Annotated in this window: 16 protein-coding genes; 5 read left to right on the top strand and 11 right to left on the bottom strand. The window is 66.1% G+C overall.

Annotated features, from left to right (window positions below; all coding sequences use genetic code 11):
* Positions 1–61: 61 nt before the first annotated feature.
* From hxlA to AC4ELH_RS07875, 7 genes are read right to left on the bottom strand one after another with little or no spacing between them, the layout of a single operon-like run.
* Positions 62–691 carry a 3-hexulose-6-phosphate synthase gene (gene hxlA / locus AC4ELH_RS07905; protein ID WP_498883795.1) on the bottom strand — a complete coding sequence of 210 codons (630 nt, stop codon included), beginning with the start codon at positions 689–691 and terminating at the stop codon, positions 62–64.
* A gap of 27 nt (positions 692–718) precedes the next feature.
* On the bottom strand, positions 719–1279 hold the full coding sequence (hxlB, locus tag AC4ELH_RS07900) for a 6-phospho-3-hexuloisomerase (protein ID WP_498883793.1): 561 nt from the start codon (positions 1277–1279) through the stop codon (positions 719–721).
* Positions 1276–2340: a Glu/Leu/Phe/Val dehydrogenase dimerization domain-containing protein gene (locus AC4ELH_RS07895; protein ID WP_498883791.1), complete on the bottom strand. Its 1065-nt coding sequence runs from the start codon at positions 2338–2340 to the stop codon at positions 1276–1278. Before AC4ELH_RS07895 ends, hxlB begins: the two co-directional genes overlap by 4 nt.
* 11 nt (positions 2341–2351) lie before the next feature.
* Positions 2352–3767: a dihydrolipoyl dehydrogenase gene (lpdA, locus tag AC4ELH_RS07890; protein ID WP_498884105.1), complete on the bottom strand. Its 1416-nt coding sequence runs from the start codon at positions 3765–3767 to the stop codon at positions 2352–2354.
* Complete coding sequence (locus AC4ELH_RS07885) at positions 3767–5005, bottom strand: dihydrolipoamide acetyltransferase family protein (RefSeq protein WP_498883789.1); 1239 nt, start codon at positions 5003–5005, stop codon at positions 3767–3769. Before AC4ELH_RS07885 ends, lpdA begins: the two co-directional genes overlap by 1 nt.
* Before the next feature lie 28 nt (positions 5006–5033).
* Positions 5034–5993 carry an alpha-ketoacid dehydrogenase subunit beta gene (locus AC4ELH_RS07880; RefSeq protein ID WP_498884103.1) on the bottom strand — a complete coding sequence of 320 codons (960 nt, stop codon included), beginning with the start codon at positions 5991–5993 and terminating at the stop codon, positions 5034–5036.
* An 11-nt stretch (positions 5994–6004) separates the two neighbouring features.
* Complete coding sequence (locus tag AC4ELH_RS07875; protein WP_498883788.1) at positions 6005–7132, bottom strand: thiamine pyrophosphate-dependent enzyme; 1128 nt, start codon at positions 7130–7132, stop codon at positions 6005–6007.
* Positions 7133–7297: 165 nt separating this feature from the next.
* Between AC4ELH_RS07875 and AC4ELH_RS07870 the strand changes: the two genes are divergently transcribed.
* Complete coding sequence (locus AC4ELH_RS07870; RefSeq protein ID WP_498883787.1) at positions 7298–7744, top strand: Lrp/AsnC family transcriptional regulator; 447 nt, start codon at positions 7298–7300, stop codon at positions 7742–7744.
* A gap of 9 nt (positions 7745–7753) precedes the next feature.
* On the opposite strand, the gene AC4ELH_RS07865 is transcribed toward AC4ELH_RS07870, so the two are convergent.
* Positions 7754–8473, bottom strand: coding sequence for an MBL fold metallo-hydrolase (locus AC4ELH_RS07865; protein WP_498883785.1), 720 nt, complete (start codon positions 8471–8473; stop codon positions 7754–7756).
* Between the two features lie 503 nt (positions 8474–8976).
* On the opposite strand from AC4ELH_RS07865, the gene AC4ELH_RS07860 reads away from it, so the two are divergent.
* Entirely contained in the window at positions 8977–10218 is a 1242-nt protein-coding gene (locus AC4ELH_RS07860) for a hypothetical protein (protein ID WP_498883783.1), read from the top strand.
* A 72-nt stretch (positions 10219–10290) separates the two neighbouring features.
* Here AC4ELH_RS07860 and recR read toward each other — a convergent pair whose 3' ends face one another.
* Positions 10291–10902, bottom strand: a complete 612-nt coding sequence (gene recR, locus AC4ELH_RS07855; protein ID WP_003883644.1) for a recombination mediator RecR — start codon at positions 10900–10902, stop codon at positions 10291–10293.
* Entirely contained in the window at positions 10903–11235 is a 333-nt protein-coding gene (locus AC4ELH_RS07850; protein ID WP_044521368.1) for a YbaB/EbfC family nucleoid-associated protein, read from the bottom strand. It abuts the gene before it with no gap.
* Positions 11236–11383: 148 nt separating this feature from the next.
* On the opposite strand from AC4ELH_RS07850, the gene AC4ELH_RS07845 reads away from it, so the two are divergent.
* A complete protein-coding gene (locus tag AC4ELH_RS07845; protein WP_044521370.1) occupies positions 11384–12112 on the top strand; it encodes an Rv3717 family N-acetylmuramoyl-L-alanine amidase in 729 nt (242 codons plus the stop codon).
* Here AC4ELH_RS07845 and AC4ELH_RS07840 read toward each other — a convergent pair.
* Complete coding sequence (locus AC4ELH_RS07840; RefSeq protein ID WP_044521372.1) at positions 12109–12546, bottom strand: SRPBCC family protein; 438 nt, start codon at positions 12544–12546, stop codon at positions 12109–12111. The genes AC4ELH_RS07845 and AC4ELH_RS07840 overlap by 4 nt on opposite strands.
* A 65-nt stretch (positions 12547–12611) precedes the next feature.
* On the opposite strand from AC4ELH_RS07840, the gene AC4ELH_RS07835 reads away from it, so the two are divergent.
* Positions 12612–14003 (top strand): FAD-binding oxidoreductase, encoded by a 1392-nt coding sequence (locus AC4ELH_RS07835; RefSeq protein WP_498883779.1) that lies wholly within the window; start codon positions 12612–12614, stop codon positions 14001–14003.
* A 13-nt stretch (positions 14004–14016) separates the two neighbouring features.
* Positions 14017–15330, top strand: a complete 1314-nt coding sequence (locus AC4ELH_RS07830; RefSeq protein ID WP_498883777.1) for a class I SAM-dependent methyltransferase — start codon at positions 14017–14019, stop codon at positions 15328–15330.
* Positions 15331–15337 lie beyond the last annotated feature (7 nt).

Raw genomic sequence — 15337 nt, 5'->3', positions numbered from 1 at the left:
CATCCTAGTTCGTACCGGGAAAGGCGCCACCGAGTCGAATCGGCCGCACCGGCGTTGGCAGCTACTGCGTCAAGACCGCCTTCAGCTCGGCGGCCGCACCAGCGGGATCGTTGGCGCCGTAGATCGCCCCACCGGCCACAGCGACCTGGGCGCCCGCCGCACGCACCGCGGCGATGGTGCTTGCGTTCACCCCGCCGGCGATGGAGAACGGCACGCCCGCGCTCACGCCGTCGTCGAGCAACGTCCGGATTGAGTACCCGGGTTGCGCCTGCTCGTCGAGGCCGGCGTGGATCTCGACGAAAGCCACGCCGAGCTCGGCCACCTGTCTGGCCCGCTCGACCCGATCGGGCACTCCGATGAGATCGACGACGACGCGTTTGCCATGTTTCTCGGCGGCCTCCACGGCGCCTCGCACGGTCGGGTCACCCGCCGTACCGAGGACGGTCACCAAATCGGCCCCCGCCGCGAAAGCCAGATCGGCTTCGAGAAAACCCGCGTCGGCGGTCTTCATGTCGGCGAAGACCTCCTTGTCGGGATGTGCGGCCTTGACTGCGCTGATCACGCCCAGACCGGCACTCTTGATCAGCGGAGTCCCGAGCTCGATGATGTCGACGTGGCCGGCCACCTTGTTGGTGAGCGCCAGCGCGTCGGCGGTGGACAGTAGATCGACGGCCACCTGCAATTTCGTCATATTTCCTCCTGGTTGTTCGGTTGTTGGTCAGCCGATGTTGGCGTGGCGATCCCAGAGGTCTTCCGCGCTCTGGTCCCCTGCGTTCCACAGCGCGTGGAATTGCGCGTCGAAGGCGAGTAGGACCGATTGTTCGAACAGGCTGCCCGCGTACTGCCTGCTGACCGAACCGCTGTGGTCCTGCTTGTCCGTGCCGGACAGGTGCAGGACCTCGTCGGCACGCTGGGCCAGCGGTGAGTCGGGTGCGGTGGTGATGGCCACCACCGAGGCCCCGACTCGGCGCGCGGTCTCGGCGGCGCTGACCACCTCCGCGGTGGTACCGGACCCGGAGACCGCGAGCAGCAGATCATGCGCTCCGATCGCCGGAGCCGTCACCTCGCCGGCCACATGCACCCTGAGCCCGAGATGCATGAGCCGCATCGCGGCCATCTGGCCCGCAAGACCGCTGCGGCCGCTACCGATGACGTAGATCGACCGGGCCCGCATGATCAGGGCGGCCACCCGATTCCAGGCCTCCGCGTCGACGGCATCCAGCACCCGCCGGGTTTCGTCGGCGATGACGCGACGTCCGGTGTCGAATCCCGTGCTCATCGGCCACGCCCCAGCCGGTCATCGGCGATCTCCTTGGCAGCGCGCGCGGGTGTGCCGCGCTGATGTGCGGCCCGCCGCAGGATGTCGAGCACGGCGTATTCGAGTTGCCCGATCTGGTCGCGGGCTTGAGGCAGGGTCCGGCCGTCACGTTCGGCGGCCACCTGGATGAGCCCGCCGGCATTGGCCACATAGTCGGGCACCCAGGTGATCTGCCTGCTGAACAGTTGTTCCTCGACGTCATCACTGGCCAGCTGATTGTTCGCCGCCCCGCAGACGATCGACGCTCGCAGTGCCGCAACCGATTCGGGTGTCAGCGTGGCGCCCAGCGCACACGGTGCGTAGACGTCGATGGCGGCGTCGAAGAGGTCCTCGACGATGGGCAGGTCCGGGTGGGTCTGCTGGAGGCGGGCCCGTGCGGGCGCATAGCGCTCGCTGACGACCACGAGGGCGCCTTCGTCGAGCAGGAGCTCGACGAGGCAGGTTCCGACCTTGCCGACCCCTTCGACACCGACCCGCAGCCCGGCGAGCGTGCGATTCAAGCTGAAGCGGGCCGCCGCCCGGATCCCGGCGAGCACCCCGAGCGCGGTCGACAGGCTGCTGTCTCCGAAACCTCCGGCGGCCTCGGTACAGCCGACCACATGCCGGGTCGCCTCAGCGATCACATCGAGATCGGCCGACGTAGTGCCGATGTCGGCCGCCGTCACGTAGCGGCCGTCGAAGGAATCGACGAACCGCCCGTAGGACCGAAGCAGCGCAGGTGTTTTCAGCACCGCCGGATCACCGATGATCACGGCCTTGCCGCCACCGAGCGCAAGGTCTGCCGCGGCCGCCTTGTAGGTCATACCCGCACTCAACCGGCGCACATCGGTCAGCGCCGAGGCATCGTCGGGATAGGGGTAGAACCGGGTGCCACCGAGGGCGGGCCCGAGCCGGGTGTCGTGGACGGCGATGATCGCGCGCAGACCGGTCGACGGGTCCTCGCAGGTCCGGACCTCGTCGTAGCCGGACACGTCGAGCTGCTCGATCCGCAGAGTGTCGGATGCGGCGCCACTGGTAACCATTGATCTCCTCATCAGATGTTGATGGCGTGACCCTGCAGGCCGTGAACGGCCTCGACGACTGCCTCGCCCAGGGTGGGGTGAATGTGGACGTTGCGGGATAGCTCGAACGAGCCGAGCTCCCACTTCTGCGCCAGCGTCAGCTCGGGAAGCAATTCGGCGGCATCCGCGCCGATGATGTGGCCACCGAGCAGCGCACCGTTTCGGTCGGCGATCAGCTTCACGAACCCGCCGGCGTCACCGACGCTGTGGGCCTTGCCATTCGCCGAGAACGGGAACTTCGCAACTCGGACCTCGTCGTGCTCGCTGCGGGCTTGTTCCTCGGTGAGGCCGAACGAGGCGACCTGAGGCTGACAGAAGATGGCCCTCGGCATCATCCGGTAATCGCCCAGCTCCATGGTCGTGGCGTTGGCGATGCTCTCGGCCGCGACCACACCCATGGCCTCGGCCACGTGCGCCAGCTGCAGTTTCATCGTGACATCGCCGATCGCGTAGATGTGCGGAGCCGTCGTGCGCATCCGGTCATCGATGACGATCGCGCCGCGGGCATCGACGCGGACACCCGCGGCGTCGAGCCCCAGACCGTCGGAGTTGGCCTCGAATCCCACTGCCACCAGCACCTTGCCGGCGGTCTTGCCACCCACCGGGCCGTCGGCCTGCTTCCAGCGGACGGTGACCGAATCATCCTCGGTGGCTATCGATTCGACGCGGGCCGAGGTGACGATGTCGATGCCGAGCTTTCGGTACGCCTTGGCCAGCTCCCGCGATACCTCGGTATCCTCTGCCGGCACGATGCGGTCGGCGTATTCAACGATGGTGACTTCGGCGCCGTAGGCATTGAGCACATAGCCGACTTCCATGCCGATCGCACCGGCACCGACGATGACGATCGATTTCGGCGGCTCCGGATCGAGGATGAGCTGCTCATAGGTCACCACGAGATCCGAAAGCTCGACCCCGGCAAGCTGTTTCGGTCGAGCACCGGTGGCGATGACGGCTTGTTCGAAGGTTATGGTGCTCAACTGTCCGTCGCGGCTGAGAACCTCGACGGTCTTGGGGCCGGTAAACGAGCCCCGTCCGTCGACCTCGGCGATCCGGTTCTTCTTCATCAGGTAGTGGATGCCTGCGGCACGGCCGTCGGCGACCTTGCGGCTGCGGTCGTGGGCGGCCTGGTAGCTGGCCTTCACCTCACCGCTGAGTCCGTAGGTCTGCGCGTCGTTGGTGACCAGTCGGACGATCTCGGCGTTGCGCAACAATACCTTCGAGGGGATACAGCCGACGTTGAGGCAGACACCTCCCCAGTACTTGTCCTCGACGACGGCGACCGAGAGTCCCAACTGGGCGGCCCTGATCGCCGCGACGTATCCGCCGGGACCGGCACCGAGGACCACCACGTCGAAATGACGAGCGGCCTCATTGTTGTTCTCTATCAAAGCAATCCCATTCCCGGGTTGACAAGAACGCCGGCGGTATCGGCGAGCAACTGCGAACCGTGCTGTCCGTCGAGCACCCGATGGTCGAAGGACAGCGCGAGTTGCAGCACCGAGCGCGGCTCGATGCGTTCACCCATTCCGGTGTCGACCACCCACGGCATGCGCCGGATGGCCCCGACCGCGAGGATCGCGGTTTCCCCGGGATTGAGGATGGGTGTTCCGGTGTCGACTCCGAACACACCGACGTTGGTGATGGTGGTGGTCCCGCCCCGCATGGCCTCGGGTGGTGTCTTGCCGGCACGCGCCGTGTTCGCCAGTTCGGTTATTCCGTCGACGAGTTGACGCAGGCTGAGCCGGTTGGCCGCGCGGATGTTGGGCACGACCAGACCTCTGTCTGTGGCCGCCGCGATGCCGAGGTTGACCGCGTCCGGTATGACGATCTCCTGCGCCTGTTCATCCCAGCGACCGTTGGCGATCGGGGTCCGTGCCAGTGCGAGCAGATAGGCCCGTGCCACCAGGGCCAGCGGGGTGATCTTGGCACCGCGGAAATCGCGATGCTGCGCCAGCCGGTCCTTGAGGACGAGCGTCTCGGTCATGTCGACCGTGACGAACTCGGTGACGTGCGGCGCGGTGAACGCCGACTGGACCATCGCCGCGGCCATGTGCTTGCGCACACCCTTGATCGGGATCCGGGTTACCGCATCCGATTGAGTTGCACCGCTTGCTGATTCGGCGACCGGATCGGTTCCGTGCGCGGCCAGCACATCGGCCCGGGTGACGATACCGTCCCGTCCGGAAGGTTCGATGCCGGCGAGATCGACCCCCAGTACCCGGGCAAGTTTTCGTACCGGCGGTTTCGCGCGCGGATTCCGCCCCGCGGCCGGTCTCGGCTCGGCAGCTGGTTGCGGAGCCCGTCGCCTCCGCCGTCCCGCCTGCCCATCATCGCGTGAGCCGTACCCCACCAACAGCTTCGGCTCCTCGGATGCGGACTTTGCCGCGATCGCGATGATCGGAGTGCCTACCGCGACGGTCTGACCGGCCTCGGCCATCAGCTCGATGACGGTGCCGGCGTACGGCGAGGGCAGCTCGACCATCGACTTCGCCGTCTCGATTTCGACGATGACCTGGTTGATCGCGACCTCGTCGCCTACCTCGACATGCCAGGAGACGATCTCGGCCTCGGTCAGCCCTTCGCCCACGTCGGGCAGGTGGAACAGCTCAGCGTTGTCTGTCATGACGGCTCCGGGTGTCTTGGTGACATTCTCAGTGGCCATAGCTGGCATCGCAGGCGTCGAGGATGCGGTCGGTATTGGGCAGCCAGTCCTCTTCCAGCCGGCTCGGCGGATAGGGGGTGTCATAGCCGGTCACCCGCAGGATGGGAGCCTGCAGTTCATAGAAGGCCTCGGACTGCACCCGGGTGGCCAGCTCGGCCCCGACACCAGCGCTCTGCGGCGCCTCGTGCGCGATCACCAGCCGCCCGGTTCGGCGTACCGACGTCACCACAGCCTCGTCGTCGATCGGCGAGATCGACCGCAGGTCGATCACCTCTACATCACGGCCCTCCTCGGCCAGCGCCGATGCGGCGTTGAGTGCCACCGGGACCAGGGATCCATAAGTCGCCAGCGTGAGATCCGATCCTGCCCGCACGATGCGCGCCCGATCCCATGGCTGGTCATGACTTGTCTTGTCCAGCTCACCTTTCCGCCAGTACGACTTCTTCGGCTCCAGGAAGATGACCGGATCTTCACAACGGATCGCCGCCCGCAGCATGTGGTAGGCGTCTTGCGGGGTCGACGGGCACACCACCCGCAGCCCGGCGGTGTGGGCGAAGTACGCCTCCGGCGACTCACTGTGATGCTCGATGGCCCCGATCCCGCCACCGACCGGGATCCGGATCACCACAGGGAGTTTCACCATGCCGCTGGAGCGGTGCCGATACTTGGCCAGCTGGGTGATGATCTGATTGGCGGCCGGGAACACGAATCCGTCGAACTGGATCTCACACACCGGGCGGTAGCCGGCCATCGCCAAACCGACGGCGCTTCCGACGATTCCGGCCTCACCGAGGGGTGCATCGACGACCCGCAGCTCGTGGAAGTGTTTCTGCAGCCCGTCGGTAACCCGGAACACCCCGCCGAGGCGGCCGATGTCCTCACCGATGAGAAGCACTTTCTCGTCGTCCTCCATGGCATCGCGCAGGCCGTGATTGAGGGCATGCGCCATCGCGACGGTGCTCATCTCGATTCCTCCGATCCGCGTGCGACGAACTCCAGGTGCGCGGCCAGCTGACTGTCCAACTCGGGCGTCATCTCGGCCAGCGTGTGGCGGAAGGGTTCACCGGGATCGGGTTCGGGCAGCGCGCGGCACCCCGTGCGGAGCCGCTCGGCCAACCGCGCCGCTTCCTCCTCGATCTCAGACAGGAAAGCCTCATCGATCCGATCCTCGCCGGCAGCCTCCGATTGCAAGTAAAGGCGAAGGCGCTCAATGGGATCCAGAGCGAGCCAATGATCATTCTCCGCGCTCGAGCGGTACCGCAGGTCGTCGTCAGAGGTGGTGTGCGGATTGCGCCTGTAGGTCACCGCCTCGATCAGCGTGGGACCGCCGCCTTCGCGCGCGTGGGTTAGTGCACGGACGGTGGCGCTGTGGCAGGCGACCACGTCGTTGCCATCCACCCGAACACCCGGGAACCCGAATCCCCGGGCCCGGTCGGCGGCCGGAATCCGGCTCTGGACGGAGTAGGGCGCCGAAATGGCCCATTGGTTGTTCTGGCAGAAGAACACCACCGGAAGATCCTGGGTGGCCGCCCAGACGAAAGCCTCATTCGACTCCCCCTCGCTCAGCGCCCCGTCGCCGAGGAACACCAGCACCGCCCGGTCCCGGTTGGGATCGCCTGTGCCGACACTGCCGTCGCGCAGCAGGCCCATCGCATAGCCGACCCCATGCAGGGTCTGAGCCGCGATCACCACCGTGTAGAGCTGAAACCCGCGCTCAGCCGGATCCCAACCACCGCACGTCGTTCCGCGAAACACCCCGAGCAGACTGACCGGATCGACGCCCCGGCACCAGGCGACCGCATGCTCACGGTAGGTCGGAAAGACCACATCCTGAGGCCTGACCGCCGAGGCGGCGCCCACCTGCGCTGCCTCCTGACCGAGCAGCGAAGGCCAGAGTCCCAACTCGCCCTGACGCTGCAGGGCAATGGCTTCGGTATCGATCCGGCGGGCCAGGATCATGTCGCGCAACGCGACCCGCAAATCGAGGTTCCCGGGGTTGAACTCATCGGTGTCGCGCGTCGCCGGCACACCCTTCGGAGTGAGAACAGACCATGGCTCGGATACCGCGGTGTTCGGTGCTGCAGACATCGATCCCTCCTCAGACGAAGACGTGCCGAGAGCCTGCAGCGCGGGCCAATCGGCTAGCAACAACTGCGCACAATCGCACGACAATTCGCACCGATCGTGCTCAACATCGGCTACATTGCGCATCAATCCCGTACCTGCGCGCACTGATCGGAACCCGACACAGCAATGGCACTTGACCCCGTCGACCGCGAGATCATCGAGCTTCTCCGGAAAAATGCCCGCACCCCGGTGAGTCAGATCGCTCACCAGGTCGGCCTGTCCACCGGACCGGTATCGCGGCGAATAGCCCGATTGGAACGGACCGGAGTGATCAAGGGTTACGTGGCCGTCGTCGACGAACAGGCGGTCGGCGGAATCGACGCCTTCACCGAGGTACGGCTCATCGGCAGCATCGACACCAGCGAGATCGAAGCCATGGCCGGGAACATGCCGGAAATCAAAGAGGTCTATACGATTTCGGGTGACCCGGACGCGCTGATCCGGTTCCGCGTCGAGAACGTCGACCACCTGCAGCGCGTCGTCAACGCCATCCGCACCTCCGGGAAGGTTTTGGGCACAAAGACTTTCATCGTGCTCCGATCCTCGGACCCGCACGCTGCCGGTCCTGGCTGAGGCACGATGTCAGGCGTCGGCGGCAAACGGGTCGGTGGCGGCCGCGATCTGCGCAGCCGCATCGGTGAGAATCGGCTCACCGTGCCCGAATCCGGCGCGCTGCGCGCCCGTGGCAGCAAGCTTGGCCACAGAGTCGGCGAGCTCGGCGCGGTCGGTGTTGAAGACCCCCACGATCACCTGGCCGTTGGACTCGGCGACCACGTCACCGGTCAGCACGGCGTCGGCAGCCGGCAGATAGAGGGCGATGCCGCCCGGGGTGTGGCCGGGTACGCCGATCACCCGCGCCCCGCCGGCGAAGTCCAGCACGTCACCGTCGCCGACCACCCGATCCACCCGGCAGGCCGGGCCGTGCGGTGAGGTGTCGAAGTCGGGGCGCAGCGTGCGCTCCGGATCGGTCAGCACGGGCAGTGGCCCGGATTCGTCGCCGCGGATGAACTCGGCGTCACCCTTGCCCGCGACGACCTCGACATCGGACCAATCCGCGATCTCGGCGGCCGCACCGCAATGGTCCTCGTGGAAATGCGTGAGCACGACGCGCTTGACGTGCAGGCGTCGCATACCGAGTGCGGCCAGCGCCTCGGCGATCAGGCCGGAGCTGTCCGGCCAGCCGGTGTCGATGAGCGTGACACCTTCGCCGTCCAGCCACAGGTAGCTGTTGAGCAGGTGTGCCCGCTCCCCGGGGATGCGCAGCCGGTACAACGAATCAGTCATCTGGAGTAGGTCGGGCATGACTCGACGCTAGTGGCTCAGATCTTTCTTGGCGTGTCCGCGAATCGGACAATTTCGCCATCTGTGTAAATCCTGTGATTGCCGGCTGGCGGGGCGGCAACACCGTGGTCTACACCTGATCGACCCATGTTGGTCATGCAGATCACATATGCGCCGCAAACTGCCGTGCATCACGATCGCCCAAAGCTACCGGCCAGTATGGACCATCATCTAGACCATTGATGTCGAGGTGAGCTAACTACTGACAGGCACTGCCGCGTTGCCCACAGTCCGTCCGCGGGCCGTTCCGCCGGTCAGATATCGGCCGTCGAGAGATTTGCCAGACCGTTCAAGATCAAGCCGCGGGCACCCGCTACAGCAAACGTCGAGTGCAGCTCCAGCCGCTCTGTGCCGTCTCATTATTTGGACTAACTATGGATTCGACATGGTGTTATGTGTTGAATCTCTTATTACTCTCAAGTAAGTATCAGCTTCCACCACGGAAGAAAGCAAAGGAATGAATGATGGAAACCGCTGTTCGCTCGTACCTCACCGCCGGGGTGGCCCTGGCCGGCGCGGGCGTCATTGCCGTCAGCCCGGTGATGCCGACCCCGACTGACATCCAGCAGCTGCCCGCCGTACACGCATCGTCTGCAGCGGTCGAACTGTCCGCCCTGACCAACCCCGTGGACGCGTGGGCACAGACCCTGTCGAACGCAAGCACCAACCTGCAGGCACTCGGGGAGCAGCTGCTGGCCAGCCCCGCTCCGATCCTGCAGACCGTCATCAGCAATCAGATCGGCAACGCGACGGTCGTCGGCAACGCCATCCAGACGTATGCCGACAACCTCACCTCCACGCTGCAGGGCCTGCCCGACGCGTTGCAGACGGCTTCCGACCTGATCTCGCAGGGCCAGATCACCGACGCCGTGGACGGGCTGACCCTCAGCCTGCTTCCCGCGATCCTGGGCCTGCTCGACCTGTCGAACAACAGCTGGACCGCGGTGACCACGACGACGCAGAATCTCGCGAATGTGATCGCCGCGGTGCCGACCATCGCGACTGCGGCGGTGCTGCCGGCCGTCTTCCCGCTCCTGTCCGTGCTGAACGGAGTCGCCGCAACCGCGCAGGAAGTGGTGACTGCCGCCAACGCAGGCGATACCGAAGGTGTCGCCAACGCCCTCATCAATGCACCGGCGAACCTCACCGACGCATTCCTCAACGGCAAGGGCACGATTCTGGGGATCCTGCCGGTCGCCGGGCTGTTGACGCCGGAGTCCCCGTTCGGCGTCCTGGCCAGCGGCCCCATCGCATCCCTGCTCGGCATCCCCAAGACCATCGCCGGCCTGCTCGACCCGAACCCGTCGGCGCCGGCCACCACCACGGCCGCGGTCACCTCCGCCAAGCTGAGCACTTCAGCCGTCAGCACGCTCAGCAGCGGGACGTCCGCACGTAGCGTCACGCTCAGCGTTGCGGCCCCCGAAACCGATACCAGCGCCTCCGAAACCGCCGCGGCACCAGAAGCCGGCGCGACATCTGCCGATTCCACCGAAGCCACAGCACCCGCGAGAGCGACTCTGAAAGCGACGTCGAAAGCGAGCAACAAGGTCACCGGCTCGGCGAAGCAGGTTCGCGACAATCTCAGGAAAGCCACGCAGCGAATCGCCGGGAAGGCCGGCAAGAGTGCGGCAGGCAGCAGCACCGACGGCGCGTCGACCGCCGCCGGCAAGTCCGATCGCAAGAGTGGCGGCAAGCACCACGAATAGTCACCGATCCTGAATGCGGTGGGCCCTTTCTGCGGAGAGGGCCCACCGTTTCGGTCTTGGCGGGGGCGCGAATCAGGCCATCGCGCGGCGGCCGGCCAGTGCCCGGCCCAGGGTGAGCTCGTCGGCGAACTCCAGGTCGCCGCCCATCGGCAGGCCCGAGGCGATGCGGGTGACCGTCAGCCCAGGGATGTCGCGCAACATCCGGACCAGATAGGTGGCCGTGGCCTCACCCTCGGTGTTGGGGTCGGTCGCGATGATCACCTCGGCCACGTCGACACCGTCGACGCGTTCGCCGATCCGGTTGAGCAGCTCACGGATGCGCAGCTGGTCGGGCCCGACGCCCGACAGCGGATCCAGCGCCCCGCCCAGCACGTGGTAGCGACCGCGGAATTCGCGGGTGCGCTCGACGGCCTGCACGTCCTTGGGTTCCTCGACCACGCACACCAGTGAGGCGTCGCGGCGGGGGTCCTTGCAGATCCGGCAGCGTTCCTCGTCGGAGACATTGCCGCAGACCGCACAGAAGGTGACGCCGTCACGGATGCGGCCCAGCACCGCGGTCAGCCGATCGATGTCCGGCGGCTCGACGCTCAGCAGGTGAAACGCGATCCGCTGCGCGCTCTTGGGGCCGATGCCGGGCAGCTTGCCCAGCTCGTCGATCAGATCCTGTACTGGGCCTTCGAACACTTACAGCCCCGGAAGTCCGAATCCGCCCAGCCCGCCGGCCAGCGGGCCCAGGCGGCTCTGCGCCAGGGCGGTCACCTGATTGGAGGCATCGGCGAGGGCACCGACGATGAGGTCCTGCAGGGTCTCGACGTCCTCGGGATCGACGACCTTGGGATCGATCGCCACCGCGATCACCTCCCCGCTGCCCTTGACCGTGACCTGGACCAGCCCGCCGCCCGCCTGGCCGTGCACCTCGGAGTTGGCCAGCGCCTCCTGCGCCTCCATGAGCTGCTGCTGTACCTGCTGCGCCTGCGCCAGCAGGGCAGACATGTCGGGCGTGCCTCCGGGTTGCATGCGTGGTCCCCTTGCCGTGTTGATTGCGTCTTGGTCTCGACTTGGTTGCTCTCGCCTGTCGGCGGCGATTCGGACTTTCAGCCTAGTCGGCGTGCGGGCTAGCGTGGCGCCCGTGCGAGTCCCAGCCTGCGTGCGTGTCGGCACCGCGATGGTCAGCAGCGTCATTGTCGCCGCGGCCGTCCCGGCAGTCATCGACGCTCCCCACGCCAACGCCGCTCCCTCGAACATCGCCGGCATGATCGTTTTCCTCGACCCCGGCCACAACGGCGCGAACGACGCATCGATCAGCCGCCAGGTGCCCACCGGCCGCGGCGGCACCAAGGACTGCCAGGCCAGCGGCACCTCCACCACGGACGGCTACCCCGAACACACCTTTACCTGGGATACCACGCTGCGGGTACGCGCCATCCTGAACCAGATGGGTGTGCGCACCGCGATGTCACGCGGCAACGACAACGCGCTGGGACCGTGTGTCGACGAACGGGCCTCGATGGCCAATGCACTGCGGCCGAACGCCATCGTGTCCATCCACGCCGACGGCGGCCCGCCCAACGGCCGCGGCTTCCACGTGCTCTACTCGTCGCCGCCGTTGAACAATGTGCAGGCCGGGCCGTCTGTGCAGTTCGCCCAGACCATGCGCGATCAGCTGTCCGCGTCGGGCATCCCGCCCGCCACCTACATCGGTTCCGGTGGTCTGGACGCCCGCTCCGACATCGCCGGGCTCAACCTGGCTCAGTTCCCGTCGATCCTCGTCGAGTGCGGCAACATGAAGAACCCCGTCGACTCAGCGCTGATGAAAACCCCGGACGGCCAGCAGAAGTATGCCGAGGCAATCGCCCGGGGTGTCGCCGCGTATCTGGGTTCGCAGGCGCGCTAGCTCTCCACTTCCTTCTTCAGGTTGGCCAGCACCTCGTCCTGGATCTTGCGCAGGCCCAGAGGCGCGAAAGTCTTCTCGAAGAAGCCTTTGACCCCGCCGGCGCCGGTCCAGCTGGTCTTGAGGTTGACCGATGATCCGGCGCCCGCCGGGGCAACGGTCCAGTTGGTCACCAGGCTGGAGTTCGCGTCCTTCTCGATCACCGTGTGGCCGGCAACGTCCACCGACGCCTTGATGTCACGCACCCGGGACTCAGTCGCCTGCAGCTTCCAGCTGGCCACCGTGCCCGCACCCTGACCACCCTCGAGCACCTGATAGTCGCGGTAATGCGAGGAGAGGATCTTCGGGCGCACGGTCTGGTAGTCCGCGATGGCGGCGAACACCGCGGCCGGCTCGGCGTTGATCAGAACCGTGCTGACCGCACTGACCTGTCCCATGACTGAAACTCCTTTTACTCGTGTCTGCGGGTGCATCGTTGGCAACCTCCGACTAGCGTATATGTGTGTCTGTTGTTACGACTGACGCACAAGCTGTCCATGCCCTCGGCGTGCAGCGCCTCATGGACAGTTACCGCGCCATACCGCCGAATTCGACGATCCGGCTTGCCAAACCGACGTCGAACCTCTTTCGCGCGCGAGATCGCAGCGATGTCAAGGGTTTGGACGTATCAGGACTGACCAATGTGATCGCGGTCGACGCCGAAGCCCGCACCGCCGACGTGGCCGGTATGTGCACCTACGAGGATCTGGTGGCCGCGACGCTGCCGCACGGCCTGGCGCCGCTGGTGGTGCCCCAGCTCAAGACCATCACGCTGGGCGGAGCCGTCACCGGGTTGGGCATCGAGTCGACGTCATTCCGCAACGGTCTGCCGCACGAATCGGTGCGGGAGATGGACATTCTCACCGGGGCAGGCGAAATCGTCACCGCATCACCCGAGCAGCATCCCGACCTGTTTCGGACGTTCCCCAATTCATATGGCACGCTCGGATATTCGACCCGGCTGCGAATCGAACTGGAACCCGTCACTCCTTTTGTCGCACTGCGCCACCTTCGGTTTCACTCGCTGACCGACCTCGTCGCGGCGATGGACCGGATCATCGAGACCGGTGGGTTGGACGGCGAACCGGTCGATTACCTCGACGGCGTGGTGTTCAGTGCCGACGAGAGCTACCTGTGCGTCGGTTTCAAGACGACGACGCCCGGCCCGGTCAGCGACTACACCGGCCAGGACATCTACTACCGCTCGATCCAGCACGAGCAAGGCGAGAAACACGACCGACTGACGATTCATGACTACCTGTGGCGATGGGACACCGACTGGTTCTGGTGCTCACGGGCATTCGGCGCGCAGAACCCCACGATCCGGCGATTCTGGCCGCGCCGGCTGCGGCGCAGCAGCTTCTACTGGAAACTGATCGGCTACGACCAGCGGTTCAACATCGCCGACCGTATCGAGAAGCGCAACGGGCGCCCGCCCCGCGAGCGGGTGGTGCAGGACATCGAGGTGCCCATAGAGAACTGTGAACGGTTCCTCACCTGGTTCCTGGAGAACGTGCCGATCGAACCGATCTGGCTGTGCCCACTGCGGTTACGCGACGACGACCGCCATGCGGCGGGCTGGCCCCTGTATCCCCTGCGTGCCCACCACACCTACGTCAACGTCGGGTTCTGGTCCTCGGTACCGGTCGGCCCGGTGGAAGGCCACACCAACAAGCTGATCGAGACCAAGGTCAGCGAGCTCGACGGACACAAGTCCCTGTATTCCGATTCCTACTATCCGCGTGAGGATTTCGACGCGCTCTACGGCGGTGAGACCTACAAGGCCGTCAAGAAATCCTACGACCCCGATTCACGCCTGTTTGACCTGTACTCGAAAGCCGTCTTGCGCCGATGAACGGAGAACAGCGATGACCACCTTCAAAGAACACTCGACGCACGCAACCGATCACAAGCTCAGCCTTGCCGAGATCCTGGAGATCTTCGCGTCGGGCTCGCAGCCACTGAAGTTCACCGCGTACGACGGAAGCACCTCGGGGCCCACGGACGCCACCCTCGGGCTGGACCTCAAGACTCCGCGAGGCACCACCTATCTCGCGACCGCTCCCGGGGATCTGGGTCTGGCCCGCGCCTACGTGTCCGGCGACCTGGAGCTGTACGGGGTCCATCCCGGCGACCCGTACCCGCTGCTGTGCGCACTGGCCGAGAAGATGGCGTTCAAGCGCCCGCCCGCCCGGGTGCTGGCCAACATCGTGCGGTCCATCGGCATCGAGCACCTCAAGCCCATCGCGCCGCCTCCACAGGAGGCGCTACCGCGGTGGCGCCGGGTGGTAGAGGGGTTGCGACACAGCAAGACCCGCGACGCCGAGGCGATCCACCACCACTACGACGTGTCGAACACGTTCTACGAGTGGGTGCTCGGGCCGTCGATGACCTACACCTGCGCTTGCTACCCGGATGCCGATGCCGGCCTGGAGGAGGCGCAGGACAACAAGTACCGCCTGGTGTTCGAGAAGCTACGGCTGCAGCCCGGTGACCGCCTGCTCGACGTCGGCTGCGGCTGGGGCGGCATGGTGCGTTACGCCGCGCGCCACGGCGTCAACGCGCTCGGCGTGACGCTGTCGAAAGAACAGGCCCACTGGGCCCAGGCTGCCATCGACAGGGAGGGCCTCGCGGACCTGGCCGAGGTACGCCACGGCGACTACCGCGACATCACCGAGACCGGATTCGACGCCGTGTCCTCGATCGGACTGACCGAGCACATCGGCGTGCACAACTACCCCTCGTACTTCGCTTTCCTGAAGTCGAAGATGCGTCCCGGCGCACTACTGCTGAACCACTGCATCACCCGTCACGACAACAGATCGACGGCGGGTGCTGGGGGCTTTATAGACCGCTACGTGTTCCCGGACGGAGAGCTGACCGGTTCCGGGCGGATCATCGCCGAGGTGCAGGACGTCGGCCTTGAGGTCATGCATGAGGAAAACCTGCGCAACCACTACGCGATGACGCTGCGCGATTGGTGCGCCAACCTCGTCGAGCACTGGGATGAGGCGGTCGCCGAGGTCGGGCTCCCCACCGCGAAGGTGTGGGGCCTGTACATGGCCGGATCCCGACTCGGTTTCGAGACGAATGTGGTTCAGCTGCACCAGGTTCTGGCCGTCAAGCTCGACGAGCACGGGAATGACGGCGGCCTGCCGCTGCGGCCGTGGTGGACGGCCTAGCGTCGCG

Source organism: Mycobacterium shunyiense, from assembly GCF_058270075.1.
Note: the sequence above shows the minus strand (reverse complement) of the source record. Positions and strands in the feature narration are given on the sequence as shown.

Bases quoted from the DNA above. Each gene is read 5' to 3' on its own strand.
- AC4ELH_RS07840 (WP_044521372.1), bottom strand. From the start codon at position 12,546: ATGGGACAGGTCAGTGCGGTCAGCACGGTTCTGATCAACGCCGAGCCG.
- hxlB (WP_498883793.1), bottom strand. From the start codon at position 1,279: ATGAGCACGGGATTCGACACCGGACGTCGCGTCATCGCCGACGAAACC.
- AC4ELH_RS07830 (WP_498883777.1), top strand. From the start codon at position 14,017: ATGACCACCTTCAAAGAACACTCGACGCACGCAACCGATCACAAGCTC.
- AC4ELH_RS07895 (WP_498883791.1), bottom strand. From the start codon at position 2,340: ATGGTTACCAGTGGCGCCGCATCCGACACTCTGCGGATCGAGCAGCTC.
- AC4ELH_RS07850 (WP_044521368.1), bottom strand. From the start codon at position 11,235: ATGCAACCCGGAGGCACGCCCGACATGTCTGCCCTGCTGGCGCAGGCG.
- AC4ELH_RS07845 (WP_044521370.1), top strand. From the start codon at position 11,384: ATGGTCAGCAGCGTCATTGTCGCCGCGGCCGTCCCGGCAGTCATCGAC.
- hxlA (WP_498883795.1), bottom strand. From the start codon at position 691: ATGACGAAATTGCAGGTGGCCGTCGATCTACTGTCCACCGCCGACGCG.
- AC4ELH_RS07880 (WP_498884103.1), bottom strand. From the start codon at position 5,993: ATGGCGCATGCCCTCAATCACGGCCTGCGCGATGCCATGGAGGACGAC.
- AC4ELH_RS07875 (WP_498883788.1), bottom strand. From the start codon at position 7,132: ATGTCTGCAGCACCGAACACCGCGGTATCCGAGCCATGGTCTGTTCTC.
- AC4ELH_RS07885 (WP_498883789.1), bottom strand. From the start codon at position 5,005: ATGACAGACAACGCTGAGCTGTTCCACCTGCCCGACGTGGGCGAAGGG.
- AC4ELH_RS07865 (WP_498883785.1), bottom strand. From the start codon at position 8,473: ATGCCCGACCTACTCCAGATGACTGATTCGTTGTACCGGCTGCGCATC.
- AC4ELH_RS07870 (WP_498883787.1), top strand. From the start codon at position 7,298: ATGGCACTTGACCCCGTCGACCGCGAGATCATCGAGCTTCTCCGGAAA.
- AC4ELH_RS07860 (WP_498883783.1), top strand. From the start codon at position 8,977: ATGGAAACCGCTGTTCGCTCGTACCTCACCGCCGGGGTGGCCCTGGCC.